The organism is Porphyromonas uenonis DSM 23387 = JCM 13868, from assembly GCF_000482365.1.
GTDB classification, from domain to species: Bacteria; Bacteroidota; Bacteroidia; order Bacteroidales; family Porphyromonadaceae; genus Porphyromonas; species Porphyromonas uenonis.
In genome coordinates this window covers 88,200-102,439 of sequence record NZ_AXVC01000018.1, presented here as the reverse complement: position 1 = coordinate 102,439, position 14,240 = coordinate 88,200, and the positions used below count along the sequence as shown (strand labels likewise).

At 53.2% G+C, this 14,240-nt stretch carries 9 protein-coding genes; all 9 read left to right on the top strand.

Annotated elements, in window-relative coordinates; translation table 11 throughout:
- Positions 1–255 precede the first annotated feature (255 nt).
- The 9 genes from L215_RS0100450 (at position 256) to L215_RS0100410 (ending at position 14,226) form a co-directional block, all read left to right on the top strand.
- Positions 256–2,508, top strand: a complete 2,253-nt coding sequence (locus L215_RS0100450) for a porin family protein (protein WP_027451174.1) — start codon at positions 256–258, stop codon at positions 2,506–2,508.
- A gap of 20 nt (positions 2,509–2,528) precedes the next feature.
- Positions 2,529–3,515: an OmpA family protein gene (locus L215_RS0100445; protein WP_025883470.1), complete on the top strand. Its 987-nt coding sequence runs from the start codon at positions 2,529–2,531 to the stop codon at positions 3,513–3,515.
- Between the two features lie 205 nt (positions 3,516–3,720).
- The gene (locus tag L215_RS09555; RefSeq protein ID WP_025883469.1) at positions 3,721–4,641 is read left to right on the top strand and encodes an Ig-like domain-containing protein; all 921 of its coding nucleotides are present in this window, start codon (positions 3,721–3,723) and stop codon (positions 4,639–4,641) included.
- A 155-nt stretch (positions 4,642–4,796) separates the two neighbouring features.
- Positions 4,797–7,391, top strand: coding sequence for an ATP-dependent chaperone ClpB (clpB, locus tag L215_RS0100435; RefSeq protein ID WP_025883468.1), 2,595 nt, complete (start codon positions 4,797–4,799; stop codon positions 7,389–7,391).
- A gap of 162 nt (positions 7,392–7,553) precedes the next feature.
- The gene (rsmG, locus tag L215_RS0100430) at positions 7,554–8,228 is read left to right on the top strand and encodes a 16S rRNA (guanine(527)-N(7))-methyltransferase RsmG (protein WP_025883467.1); all 675 of its coding nucleotides are present in this window, start codon (positions 7,554–7,556) and stop codon (positions 8,226–8,228) included.
- 13 nt (positions 8,229–8,241) lie between these two features.
- Positions 8,242–8,895, top strand: coding sequence for an MBL fold metallo-hydrolase (locus L215_RS0100425; protein WP_025883465.1), 654 nt, complete (start codon positions 8,242–8,244; stop codon positions 8,893–8,895).
- Positions 8,896–8,900: 5 nt separating this feature from the next.
- Positions 8,901–11,786 carry an aminomethyl-transferring glycine dehydrogenase gene (gene gcvP, locus L215_RS0100420; RefSeq protein WP_027451173.1) on the top strand — a complete coding sequence of 962 codons (2,886 nt, stop codon included), beginning with the start codon at positions 8,901–8,903 and terminating at the stop codon, positions 11,784–11,786.
- Between the two features lie 8 nt (positions 11,787–11,794).
- The gene (gene mscL / locus L215_RS0100415) at positions 11,795–12,220 is read left to right on the top strand and encodes a large-conductance mechanosensitive channel protein MscL (RefSeq protein ID WP_027451172.1); all 426 of its coding nucleotides are present in this window, start codon (positions 11,795–11,797) and stop codon (positions 12,218–12,220) included.
- A 575-nt stretch (positions 12,221–12,795) separates the two neighbouring features.
- Positions 12,796–14,226, top strand: coding sequence for a DUF4270 domain-containing protein (locus L215_RS0100410; RefSeq protein WP_027451171.1), 1,431 nt, complete (start codon positions 12,796–12,798; stop codon positions 14,224–14,226).
- Positions 14,227–14,240: the final 14 nt, after the last annotated feature.

Genomic DNA, 14,240 nt, shown 5'->3' with positions numbered 1-14,240 from the left:
GGAGGTCTACGAGATCCTCTAAACGTAATAGTAGAGCGGTCTATAGAGTTTTCGGATATGAATATATGTTCAGGTCGCAGATCGCAAGTGTTGCATTGTGTCACTAGTTTTTTATACCTTTGACGGTAGATATGGTGGGTCGTCTCCTCGGTTGACACTTTTTGAGCATATTTATTTCGATTGAGGAGCGTGAGCTCATTACATCTTACACTAATCACTTAAGCATTATCAATCATCAACTTAATAGTTCAACCTATGAATAAAAAAATCCTACTTCTATGTACGGCTCTTGTAGCTCTTCTGAGCTTCAACGGAGCCAAGGCACAGGTCAAGGATGCCAGCATCACCGTCGGTGGTGGCTTTCAGTATGAATTCCTTGACGATGCACTCAACATCGACAACGCTATGCTCTGGGGCGTACGCGCTGGTTTCGGCTTCGGCCCGATCGTAGAGCTACGTGGTGTCTATGATCGCTCTTTCGGAATCAAGTCTAAGCTCAGCGACCCTAATGGAGAATGGAATATCGATCCAGTCTTCAAAGATAAGATGACAGATCGCAAGATCGACATCGAGCGCTACGGAGCTGAGCTCAAGTTCAACCTTCTCGATGGCTACATCCTAGCACCCTACCTACTCGTAGGGGGTGGTGTACAAAACATGAAGTACGAGCTTCCCATCGCTGATGACAAGATCGAGATGATGAAGACTGATCACCTATACTTCTCTGGAGCACTAGGCTTTAAGATCAATCTAGCACCTCGTATCGCCCTCAACCTATCAGGTAACTACCTAGGCTTCCGCACAGACCTACTCAACCCATACATCAATCTAGCAAAGGCTAGTGAGAAGGTCGACAAGCATGGTCTAGCTCTGATGAACAACTTCTCAGCTCGTGCTGGTCTCTCTGTCTACCTCGGTGGCTACGACCCCAGAGGTGGCAACGAAGTAAGCCGTGCTTACAGAGACTTCTTCTCTAATGGTTTCCGTGGTATGGTCTTCACGATCGAGCCCTCTATGCTATACATGGACTTCAACCAGAACTCTTACTGGAATAGCCGCGACTCATGGTTCTACGGTGGTCAGGTAGGTGTAGACTTCAACAACACCTTTGGTGTACGTGGATTCTACTACCAAGCTGGCAAGCCTGGTAAGAAGCTCGACTTCGACTTCGACAAGGAGCGCGCTATGTATGGTGGTTACTTCACAGGCCGTCTCAACCTACCTCGTGGCGTGACACCTTACATCAATCTAGGTGCTGGTTACCTCGATGCTAAGCTCTCTAAGGAGGCTACTGAGCTCGACAAGGCTAACCTACATGATGTCGTCTTCGCTATGGCTGGTCTCGGTCTAGAGGTACCTATCTTCCGCTATGTCAGCGTGTTTGGTAGTGCCAACTTCATTGCACACCCAGCTCCTGGCGTCAAGACAGCTTCTATCACAAAGAGCTCTGAGATCCTTGCCAAGAATATGGCTTACCAGTTCGGCGTACGCTTTAACCTAGGCAAGCCAGCTCGTCACTATCAGTTCGACACTGAGGAGGATCAGACTACTCAAGAGCGTATCAACGAGTACCGTGAGTACCACTACTATGGTCAGGATCGTGACGACGAGTATGTACGCATGACTCCATCTGAGATCGAGGATATGGCACAGCGCATCATCGATCGCAACCGCAGCAAGAAGGGTCAGTCTTGCCAGCAGGGCTGCAAGGAGGCTCACAACCACTACTATCGCCAGCCAAACGATGACGCACTCACACCACTAGAGCGTGAGCTAGTCCATGCACTCATCGGCAACTCACCTCAGTACATTGCGCAGCAGCAGATGCTCGCTAATGAGCAGGTAAAGGCTCAGAACGGTACTACAACCGCTACCTCTGATCTAAAAGAGCAGAATGAGAAGATCCTCGACCGTCTTGACGAGATCGATAGAAAGATCGAGAACAACGAGGCTCGTATGCAGCAGTACCAGCCCACACAGCCTACGACGACTGTCGTAACAACTCCTCCTACACATCCTGCATACACGACTCCTGCTGGTGCTACATCTAGCACGATGGCTGTCGGTGCTGATGCTACTCCTGTAGATAAGACTTCCAATAGTTTCATACGTTTCAACTCCGTAGGACTACTAGTAGGAACCAACCTTGTAAAGCCTAAGGAGGAGGACCTCTTCGGTACTTTCGCAGTAGGCGCACGCGCTTATATGCCTATCAGCAATACGAACCTTGACTTCGTTCCTGAGATCTTCGTAGGCTTTGGTAAGAAGACTACACTAGGTATATCAGGCAACGTTGTTTACAACTTCAACTTCAAGGAGCTAGGCGACTTCGTACCTTATCTAGGTGCTGGTGTCGGTGGTTTTACAGACACGAAGCTTGGTGTCAACTTCCTCGTAGGTACTTCCTACAAGCTGCCACAGCTCAACAGTGCTATATTCCTAGACTACGGTCTACGTCACTCACTACGCAATCATAGCGTATCTCTCGGATATCGCTTCTACTTCTAATCACCTATCACTACAACAGTATGACTAAGAAATCAATAATAGTCGGGCTGTGCGTGATCCTTCTGTCTGCTGCTGTCTCCACATCTGTGGAGGCACAGCAAGACCAGCGTCAGGCACCTCGCCAGAAGCGCGACCGTACGGAGCGCGTTGAGCAGGGCGAGCGTGGCAGACGTGAGAAAGAGGTAGTTATGACTAAGCAAGAGTTAGCTACGCTCATCAATGCTATAGTCACCGCAGCCGAAGAGCAAGACGCTCAGGAGCAGTGCCTCAACTGTCCACAAGAGCGTGACATCACGATTGTAGACAATAAGGATAGAGACCTTCTCTACTTACTCCTACAGTATCACAACCTCAACGCTATGAGGGCCACGCCAGTCTATACACAGCCTGGACAGCCTATCAACGTCGGAGGACAACTCTACTACCCAGCTGGTAGTAATCTCGTCGTAGCTCAAGGTGCACAAGGCGCTCAGGGCATGACTAATGACGAAAGGGTCAAAGCGCTCGAAGAGGAGCTAGCTCGCCTCAAGGCTGCTCAGCAAGATCCGCAGCGAGACAACGATCAGATAGCTCAGCAGCTAGCTGCGCTACGTCAGCAGATCGATGAGCTAGAGAAGGCTCCCGAACAGGCTCCTGTGTACAACTACGATAACCGTCGGGTGATCCACCAAGACCGCTCACGCAACAACGTGCAGCTCAGTCGTAGTGTATTCTTTAAGGTCAATTCGGACGTCATCAATGCTGAGGGTCTCGAGGCTGTACGCAACGTCGCTGACTTTGTCATCAACGATCCACGTGCCCTCGTCCTCGTATACGGCTACGCTAGTATAGATGGCCCCGTAGACTTCAACAACAAGCTTGCTGCTAAGCGTGCTGCCAGTGTCATCAAGGCACTCCAAGAGGCAGGCGTACCTGCAGTTGCTATCAAGCGCTACGACAACGGTGTCGACACGACTCCGGCCAAGCGTACCGATGCACGCCGCGTAGATATGGACGTCATCTACTAGTAATACAACTCCAGTCTGCCTATAGCTAGTCAATAGCAAGAGCAGTCTAATCATACCGAAGGAGACTTACACCAAAGAGTGTGTAGGTCTCCTTTTGTATTAAGCTCATGCCCGCCAAAGGGCACAGTGCGACAAGTGATATGTTTTTTCTACCTTTGTATCACTCAGACAGAGAGACTCTTTAGATCCCCTAAGACCCAACCATATGTTCATCAAGACACTACCATTAAGCGTTTTACTCCTAGCTCTGACGCTCTCGATCATAGCTTGTCACAAGGAGCCTGGTACAAAGCCGAAGCCACCCACGGAGCCTACTCACACGACGCTCTCCGTCTCACCCGAGAGACTCTCTCTACGGGTAGGGAAGCGTGCACAGCTGAGCGTCTCAGCGACACCCGCCGATGCGACACTACGATACACCTACCAGTCAACAAGTGAGGCCGTCGCCACCGTCAGCATCCAAGGCTTAGTAACCGCCGTGGCTGAGGGACACTGTACTATAACTATCGCTACTGGCGAAGCGCGCGTCACCGTTCCTGTCCAAGTCTTGCCCGCCGTCCAGATTGATGTCAAGAGATATATAGGAGCTGATGACCCCGACAGACGATTTGTCCCAATCTACATACCAATCCTTGCGGAGATAGAGCAACGCAAGGATGAGATACAAGAGGCAAACGAAGCTAAAGATTGGCTCTTGGAAAGTGATCGTAAGGTGCCTGGGGGCTCTTCCTACGCACTCTCCTTTATTGCCCCGAGTCAAGGAGACAGTTATACCGACATACGCTACATCAAGCGCATCGCTTACAGGTACACTCCTGGACGTACGGATCGATCTTTCCTGCTACTCTTCACCGCCTATCTATCCAATGAAGACATCCTCATCAAAGCGTACCAAAAAGACAGCGAAGCTTACGACCTACTCAAGAGTATCGCTCAGGGGTACGGCTTTACCGAAGACTTTAGTATGACAAAGGATGACAAGAAAGGGCCGCTCTTCAATGCTTACTGTAGAGGCCGATACCCCGAGGGTGACTTGTGGCTTTGCATCCAGTCTGTGCCAGCTACCGATGGGGCTGGCTTCGGCCTGAGACTACAGATTGCCACGTCTACGGTACCAAAGAAGTAAACTACCAGCCAAGATACCTTTATATAGTATTAAGAGGAGGTGAGCGAAGTGTGCTTGCCTTCTCTTCTTTTGTATGAGCTCAAGGCGCTAGTGCGTGACATTTTGTCCTTTGGCACATCACTTGCTTGAGTTAGTCAGAATCAAACCTTAAAAACATGAACATAGATAAGTACACCATTAAATCGCAACGGGTGATCCAAACGATGATCGCCCAAGCGCGCCAGCAGGGGCATCAGGCTCTAGAGCCGATCTGTCTCCTGGATGCGTTGCTACGTGAGGGTCGTGACGTCGTCGAGTATGTCGCTACCAAAGCGGGTGCCTACATGCACCAGATAGAGCAGTCGGTAGCGCAGCAACTAGAGCGTCTACCTCACGTCTCTGGTGGAGAGCCTTACCTCTCCGACCAGACGAACCAAGTGCTCACCCAGTCGGAGCAGATAGCTAGCAAGATGGGTGACCAATACATCGCTGTAGAGCATCTCCTCCTAGCTCTTCTCAAGGTGTCTAGTGATGCTCGTCAGCTACTCCTAGATGCAGGCTTGAACTACGCCGATGCTGAGGAGGCTATTCGTGAGCTTCGCAAGGGGCGCAAGGTAGACTCCGCTACGAGTGATCAGCAGTACAACGCCCTTGGCAAGTATGCGATCAACCTCTGCGAGCGTGCTCGTGAGGGCAAGCTAGACCCTGTCATAGGTCGTGACGAAGAGATACGTCGTGTCCTACAGATCCTCTCTCGCCGTACGAAGAATAATCCTATCCTCGTCGGTGAGCCAGGTGTCGGTAAGACCGCTATCGCCGAGGGATTGGCGCACCGTGTCATACGAGGCGACGTGCCGGAGAACCTCAAGGACAAGCTCATCTACTCACTCGATATGGGCGCTCTCATCGCAGGTGCGAAGTATCAGGGAGAGTTTGAGGAGCGTCTCAAGTCAGTCGTCAACGAGGTGACCGCCTCCAATGGTGAGGTGATCCTCTTCATCGATGAGATCCATACGCTCGTCGGTGCGGGAGCTTCGCAAGGAGCTATGGATGCGGCAAACATTCTCAAGCCGGCCCTGGCTCGTGGTGAACTACGGGCCATCGGAGCCACCACCCTCGATGAGTACCGCAAGTACTTTGAGAAGGACAAGGCGCTTGAGCGCCGCTTCCAGATGGTGATGGTCGACGAGCCAGACGAGATGAGCAGTATCTCTATCCTGAGAGGTCTGAAGGAGCGCTACGAGAACCACCACAAGGTGCGTATCCAGGACGATGCTATCCTAGCGGCTGTACAGCTGAGCGAGCGATACATCACCGACCGCTTCCTCCCCGACAAGGCGATCGACCTTGTGGACGAGGCTGCTGCACGACTACGCATCCAGATCGACTCAATGCCCGAGGAGCTAGACGAGCTGGAGCGTCGTATCAAGCAGCTAGAGATAGAGCGTGAAGCGATCAAGCGCGAGCACGACGAGCCTAAGCTGGCTGCGCTCTCTAAGCAGATAGCTGACCTCGAGGAAGAGCGCAATGCGCTGGCTGCTCAGTGGCACGGCGAGAAAGATCTGGTCAATGAGGCGCAGCAACTGAAGGTCGAGCGTGAGCAAGCCACTATAGAGGCGGACAAAGCCGAGCGACTAGGCGACTACGGTCGTGTAGCTGAGCTACGCTACGGACGGCTCAAAGAGATAGACGATCAGATCGCTCAGATCAATCAGAAGCTTGCCGAGCAGCGTGCCTCTGGTACCGCACTGATCACCGAAGAGGTGACAGCCGAAGACATCGCTGACATCGTAGCCCGCTGGACTGGCATACCTGTTAGTCGTATGCTCATGAGCGAGCGCGACAAGCTCCTCAACCTAGAGGACGAGCTACACAAGCGTGTCGTCGGTCAGGATGAGGCGATCACCGCCATTGCAGATGCGGTGCGTCGTAGTCGTGCTGGCTTGCAGGATCCCAATAGGCCGATCGGTTCCTTTATCTTCCTCGGCACGACAGGTGTCGGTAAGACAGAGGTCGCTAGAGCCTTGGCCGAGTGCCTCTTTGACGATGAGCACATGATGACCCGTATCGATATGAGCGAGTATCAGGAGAAGTTTAGCGCCACTCGTCTGATCGGTGCACCTCCTGGCTATGTCGGCTACGATGAGGGTGGTCAGCTCACCGAGGCGATCAGGCGTAAGCCCTACTCGGTTGTGCTCTTTGATGAGATTGAGAAGGCTCACCCCGACGTCTTCAACCTACTCCTCCAAGTACTGGACGATGGTAGGCTGACCGACAATAAGGGTCATGTGGTCAACTTCAAGAACACGATCATCATCATGACCAGTAACCTCGGCTCCGACTTGATCCGTCACAACTTCGAGCACATCGACGAGCAGAACCGTGAAGAGGTCATCGAGCGGACCGAAGAGGAGGTCAAGACGCTACTCAAGCAGACGATCCGTCCTGAGTTTGTCAACCGTATCGACGAGACCATCGTCTTCACACCTCTGACGAAAGCTCAGATCGCTCAGATCGTACGACTACAGCTCGACAAGGTGGCTCGTACACTGCAGGAAAATGGCGTGACGCTCCACTACAGCGACGCCGCCATCGACCTACTCTCCGAGCGGGGCTACGATCCCGAGTTTGGCGCACGTCCTGTCAAGCGTGTCATACAGCGGCTCGTCCTCAACGAGCTCTCGAAGGCACTCCTAGCAGGCACCGTAGAGCGCACCAAGCCTATCACGCTAGACGTAGGGGCTGACAAGCAGCTCACCTTCGTAGACTAAAGGAACTAGACAGCTTCCTAAGACTTTACTGATACTTCCAGTCGGAGGTACAGGACAAAGAGATCAAGAGCACAACTCACGACACTGTGGGGTGTGCTCTTTTTTTGTACATTTGTGGAGGGATACGATGTACCCTCCTGCAATTAACCGTGCGCCCTAGAGATGCCCATCACACCAAGTACTACCCCCACGGAGCAATTGGATAGGCTCCTGAGGCAGTTTCCTGCGCTCTCACCAACTGCCACACAGCAGTTGACCGCTCTCTATCCGCTCTACAGAGAGTGGAACGCACGCATCAACGTCATCTCCCGACGAGACATTGACAATCTCTATCTGCACCACGTGATGCACTCACTGGCGCTCGCCTGGCTCCTGCCCGACGAGCCGACCAGCTTCACCATTGCCGATGTGGGCTGTGGCGGAGGCTTCCCCAGCATCCCGCTAGCTATCCTGTTTCCTCAGTACCAGTTCCTGCTGATCGACAGCATCGCCAAGAAGCTCCACGTCGCTCAGTCCATCGCTGACGAGATAGGCTTGACCAATGTCTCTACGCATCACACACGTGTCGAGAGCTGCGACCAGCGCTGCGACTACGTCGTGTCTCGTGCGGCGATGCCTCTGGAGCTACTCTATAAATACACACAGCATATGCTCCACGGTTCACGGGCTCCCCGCTCGGGCATCTACTGTCTCAAGGGCGGCGACCTCAGCGAGGAGATAGCGCAGGCGGGCGTGAACGCACAGCTCACAGCGATCAGTACACTGGCCGACTACCCCGACTACTATCAGGACAAATGGATCGTCTATGTCGCTAAGCAGGGCAAACGAACCAACTAACAGAAAAAGAACTATGAACTGCGAAGTATCTACATTCGTATGTAACATCATACAGGAAAACACTTACCTCCTCTCGACCAGCGACGGCCACGCAGCCATCATCGACTGCGGATGCGCCACCGTGAGCGAGCAGGAGCGTCTCGCACAGCGCATCAAGCAGTGGGGACTGAGCGTAGACCTGCTCCTCTTCACGCACCTACACTTTGACCACATCTGGGGCTTGTCCTGGGCGCTCCAAGCTTTCCCCGAGGCAAAGGCGTATGCGCACGCTACCGAGTTAGCGCAGGCGGTCTCTCCCGAAGCGCAGATGCGTGCTTGGGGCTTTGAGGTACCAGAGGAAGCCTTCGACCTGTCTCAGATACGCCCTCTACCGAGCGATCAACCGCTACGACTGGGCGAGGTAGCTATCTATGACCTCTTCGTACCAGGACACACAGCAGGACACGTCGCCTACTACCTACCGAGCGAGCATATCGTCTTCACGGGCGACGTACTCTTCAGAGGTGACATCGGTCGTAGTGACCTACCAGGCGGCGACTACCAGACGCTCCTGCACAGCATCAAGACTCAACTGCGTCCCCTACCCGACGACACCATCGTCTACCCAGGTCATGGGCCGCACACAACCATATACAACGAAAAAAGTAATAACCCTTATATCAACTAAAATAGATGGATACAAGAAACTTTGCCTATCGTCACATAGGCATTTCCGAGGCTGATCTGCCTGAGATGCTCAAGGTCGTCGGCGTAGACAGCGTCGATGCGTTGATGCACAAGGTCTACCCCGAGGGTATCTTCCTTGAGAAGCCCCTTGACCTACCTGAGCCTATGACCGAGCGTGAGCTCAGCGAGCATCTCTTCGAGCTAGGGTCTCGCAACCGTATCTTCACCTCATACATCGGTATGGGCTGGTACGATACCGTAACCCCACAGCCTATCATTCGCAATGTCCTAGAGAACCCCGTTTGGTACACCAGCTACACACCTTACCAGGCTGAGGTATCGCAGGGTCGTCTTGAGGCGCTCTTTAACTTCCAGACGGTCATCACCGACCTGACGGGACTACCTCTGACGAACTGCTCACTACTCGACGAAGCTACCGCAGGAGCCGAGGCTGCCCTCATGCTCTACAACGAGCGTCCGAGAGAGCAAAAGAAGGCGGGCGCCAACCAGCTCTTCATCGACAAGCGTGTCTTTGCCTCTACGCAGGCGGTCATTCAGACACGCGTTCCCCAGCAAGGCATGGAGATCGTCGTAGGCGACTACGAGACCTTTGACTTTACGGACAAGGTCTTCGGAGCTATCATCCAGTACCCCGACGAGAAGGGTCGTATCAATTGCTACCACGACTTTATGGAGCGTGCCAAGGCTGCCGGCACACGTGTTGCCGTCGCGGCCGACCTGATGAGTCTCATACTCCTCACGCCTCCAGGCGAGTGGGGCGCAGACATCGTCTTCGGATCGGCTCAGCGCTTTGGTATCCCGATGTACTTCGGCGGACCTAGCGCAGGCTATCTTGCCTCGACGATGGACTTCAAGCGCACCATCCCTGGACGTATCATCGGCATTTCCAAAGATACCTACGGTCATCCCGCTTACCGCCTAGCTCTCCAGACACGTGAGCAGCACATCAAGCGTGAGCGTGCCACCAGCAATATCTGTACGGCACAAGCTCTGCTGGCTACGATGAGTGGCTTCTATGCTGTCTACCACGGTCCCGAGGGACTACGTGACATCGCTCACCGTATCCACGCTTATGCGGGCTATCTAGCCGATCAGCTCGTAGCGATGGGCTACAAGCAGCTCAACGACAACTTCTTCGATACCCTATACATCGAGCTACCCGAAGGCCTTTCAGCCGAAAAGCTCCGTGAGATCGCCCTCGACTGTCAGGTTAACCTGCGCTACTACGAGGATGGTCGTCACATCGGTATCAGCATCGACGAGACCACGCTCGAGAGCGACCTCTCAGTCCTCCTCTACATCTTCTCTCAGCTTCAGGGCAAAGATGGAGACATCGAGGGTACCGAGGTAGACGACACGAAGGTTTACTTTGATAAGAAGTTCGCTCGCCAGAGTGACTTCCTACAGTATGAGACTTTCCAAAAGTATCACTCCGAGACCGAGCTGATGCGCTACATCAAGCGACTAGACCGCAAGGACATCTCGCTCGCTCAGTCGATGATTTCGCTAGGCTCCTGCACCATGAAGCTCAATGCGGCTTCGGAGGTGGCTCAGCTGAGCAATCCGCAGTTTGCCTATATCCATCCCTACGCTCCCGATGACCAAGTCGAGGGCTACCTAGAGATGATACGCAACCTGTCGGCACTCCTCTGCGAGATCACCGGTATGAAGGGCGTTTCGCTACAGCCTAACTCAGGTGCTGCGGGTGAGTACACCGGTCTGCGTGTCATACGTAGCTACCTACAGGCTACAGGTCAGGGCGCTCGTGACCTCATCATCCTTCCCGCTTCTGCACACGGTACCAACCCCGCCAGTGCTGTACAGGCAGGCTTTGACACGATCACCGTCCGCACGGCCGACAATGGCGACATTGATATGGATCACTTTATGGAGCTCACCGAGCAGTACAAGGATCGTATCGCAGCCATCATGATCACCTACCCAAGTACGCACGGTATCTTCGAGAGCAACATCCGTACGATCATTGACCGCATCCACGAGATCGGCGGACAGGTCTACATGGACGGCGCCAATCTCAATGCTCAGGTCGGCTGGACCAACCCAGGCTATATGGGAGCTGACGTCTGCCACCTGAACCTGCACAAGACCTTTGCTATCCCGCACGGTGGTGGCGGTCCTGGCGTCGGTCCGATCTGTGTCACTGAGCACTTGGTGCCCTATCTACCCAAGCATGTGGAGCGCTGGTCTGATGCGACGAACCAAGTGTCGGCAGCTCCCTTCGGTAGTGCTGGCGTCTTTGTGATCACCTACGCTTACATTCGCTTACTAGGCTACGAAGGCCTACGCCAGGCAACCGCTATGGCGATCCTCAATGCCAACTATCTGAAGGCTCGCTTCCACGACAACTACGGCGTCGTCTACACGGGCGACCGCGGCTTCGTCGGACACGAGATGATCCTCGACTGTCGTGGTGTCAAGGCTCAGGCAGGCGTCGACGAGGGCGACATCTCTAAGCGTCTGATGGACTTCGGTTATCACGCTCCGACGGTTTCTTTTCCCGTTCACGGTACGCTCATGATCGAGCCGACCGAGAGCGAGAGCAAGGCTGAGCTCGATCGCTTTGTCGCAGTGATGAATCAGATCTACCAAGAGGCACAGGATATCGCCTCGGGCAAGGCTGACGCTGAGGACAATGTCATCAAGAACGCACCTCACCCCCAGTACGAGGTCTGTGCCGACGAGTGGCATCACGCTTACACACGTCAGCAAGCCGCCTTCGCACTACCCTATCTACAGGACAATAAGTTTTGGGTCAATGTCTCTCGCATAGACAATGGCTTTGGCGACCGCAACCTGATCCCAGCTTTCTGTGCCTGCACGCCTGAAGTAATCGATCAACTAACTAAATAAACAAGATTATGGCAAGCTTCAAGCAAGAATTCAAAGAGTTTGTCCTTCGGGGCAACGTCATGGACATGGCTGTCGGTATCATCATCGGGGGAGCCTTTGGCAAGATCGTCTCCTCACTCGTTGATGACATCCTGATGCCTCTCATCGGGCTCTTTACGGGAGGTATCAACTTCTCCGAGCTAGCCTATGAGATCAAGCCCGCTGAGTTCAATGAGGTCGGCGAGGAGATCGTCTCAGCGACTACGCTCAACTACGGTCTCTTCATACAGAACGTCGTTGACTTCCTCATCATCGCTCTCGTCATCTTCATGATGATTCGTGCGATCAACAAACTGAGGAGAAAGCACGAGGAGCCCGAAGCACCAGCTCCTGAGCCCTCTGACGAGGTCAAGCTACTGACCGAGATCCGCAACCTGCTCGACAAGAAGCAGTAAGTCGACCGACCTCTAGTCTACAGAACTAAAGCACCGCTCTCGAAGGTCTCTCCTACGAGGGCGGTGCTTTTTCTTGCTCCTCAGGGCTGATGCTTGATAAAAAACCGCGCTCGTCTGATTTCCTACCTAGAAATTTGCCCATTTGCTACCTAGGAAATGGGCAAATTCTTCGGACTTATTTTTTGATTCCTCCGAAGTATCATTTGATTCCTCCGAAGAATTTTTTCTTTCCTCCGTGGATATTTTTGATTTCCTAGGTAGCTATTGGGGAAATTCTTACGGAGGAATTCCATTCTTCGCGAGAAAGGTGTAATCAGAGAGGTTCCCTAGCCACTCTGTAGTGATACTCGAACCCTCTGTAGCGATGGTCGAACAGCACATCCCTAGTTATCGTCCTGCGCAGTCCCTAGACGGCAGGTTATCATGCGTCGGCCCTATCTTGCTTCTTAGGAATGTACGGTCAAATCGTTTTTTTCCTTACCTTTGGAGCTAGATTACCTGTCAGATGCTTGCGGATGGTCTCTATCTCATCTACCGAGACTGCAAGCCGAGCGCCTGACACTTAAACTGAATCTATGAATCGGACTTTACTACATACCCTCCAGATGCCACTCCTGATCTGCATCTTATGCACTTTAGGACTCACCTCTTGCAACGATGCTTACTCCACACTCGGAGGCAGTCTGCGACCCGAGAGAGACCTTGTCGCGGCGCGTGGGGATTCGCTCATCTTTCGTGCTGAGACGATACCTCTAGACTCTATATATAGTCGTAGTGCTATCTCGTTGCTGGGACAGATATCAGATCCCGTCTTTGGAGACTTTGAGGCTTCCTATATCAACCGCTTGCAGTGCGCTCCAGGCTTCACTTTCACCCATAAGCCTGTCAACGATCGCATTGACTCGGTCAATATCATCCTCTCTTACCTCAGCGGCGTCGGTGACACGACAACCTGGGGCAAGGCGCAGGTCTATGAGATCACCAAGCCTCTGCCCAAGAGTCGCTACTCGGTAGACGACTTGACACCTTATACACAAGGGGCCAAGCTACTCGGCGAACTGACTTACCGTCCCTCCGACACGACAGGGATCAAGGGACTGACGATACGAGTGCCGAATGAGCTGGGAGAGCGCTTTCTCAAAGCCTCTCGTGAGCATCCCGAGTGGTTTGCCTCGCAGGATGCCTTCGAGTCCAATCTACTTCGTGGACTCTACGTCACCTCAACAACGGGTACGGGACATGTCATCTCGGTCTACTCAACGGCTCTCCGCATCTTCTACACCTATGAGACTACGCAAAAGTCGTCCAAGGGGGTGGACTCGACAGTCTACAAGCCCACTTGGGAAGTTTTTAGCAACAACAAGAGCCTCTACGCGCTGAACAGTCTGAAGCACACCTATCTGGATAGGTTGCTCAAGCCATCGTCTGAGGGCAAGACCTATATCAAGTCTCCAGCAGGCGTCGTCACGAAGCTCACCTGCAGCAAGGATGAGCTCAGCCGACTGCTCCACGAGTACGAGAAGATGAGTAAGGATAAGGAGGGCTTCGGCTGGGTCATCAACGAGGGCAAGCTACAAATAGCGGTGGACGTCCCCAATGTGGATACCCACTTCAACCCGCCCCCTCAGCTACTCCTCATACCGAAGGACAGTGTGGCGCACTTCTTTGCGAAGAGTGTCAACGACCCCTTGGTCGCCTCTACCTCGTTCGTCTCTGGGCGCTATAGTGTCCTAGATCGCAACTATACATTTAGCAATATCAGTCACCTCATTGAGGCGCATATGCGGGGCAATATGGTGACTGATGCGGATGGCACCCATCGCGTCACCAAAGACTTAGAGCTACTCCTGATCCCCGTTGCCACGGAGCTAGCGTCGACATCAGGATCGGCTGGGCAGGCGGTTGCTATCACCAACCTACTCTACCCCTCAGCGGTACAGCTCAAGTGGGGTGCTAAAGGATTCAAGCTGGGCGTCATCGGAACAGGTTTTTATAATCGGCGATAAGCCTCAGAAGAGAC

Coding starts and splice junctions, on each gene's coding strand:
- mscL (WP_027451172.1), top strand. CDS start 11,795: ATGGCAAGCTTCAAGCAAGAATTCAAAGAGTTTGTCCTTCGGGGCAAC.
- L215_RS0100445 (WP_025883470.1), top strand. CDS start 2,529: ATGACTAAGAAATCAATAATAGTCGGGCTGTGCGTGATCCTTCTGTCT.
- L215_RS0100410 (WP_027451171.1), top strand. CDS start 12,796: ATGAATCGGACTTTACTACATACCCTCCAGATGCCACTCCTGATCTGC.
- L215_RS0100425 (WP_025883465.1), top strand. CDS start 8,242: ATGAACTGCGAAGTATCTACATTCGTATGTAACATCATACAGGAAAAC.
- L215_RS0100450 (WP_027451174.1), top strand. CDS start 256: ATGAATAAAAAAATCCTACTTCTATGTACGGCTCTTGTAGCTCTTCTG.
- rsmG (WP_025883467.1), top strand. CDS start 7,554: ATGCCCATCACACCAAGTACTACCCCCACGGAGCAATTGGATAGGCTC.
- gcvP (WP_027451173.1), top strand. CDS start 8,901: ATGGATACAAGAAACTTTGCCTATCGTCACATAGGCATTTCCGAGGCT.
- clpB (WP_025883468.1), top strand. CDS start 4,797: ATGAACATAGATAAGTACACCATTAAATCGCAACGGGTGATCCAAACG.
- L215_RS09555 (WP_025883469.1), top strand. CDS start 3,721: ATGTTCATCAAGACACTACCATTAAGCGTTTTACTCCTAGCTCTGACG.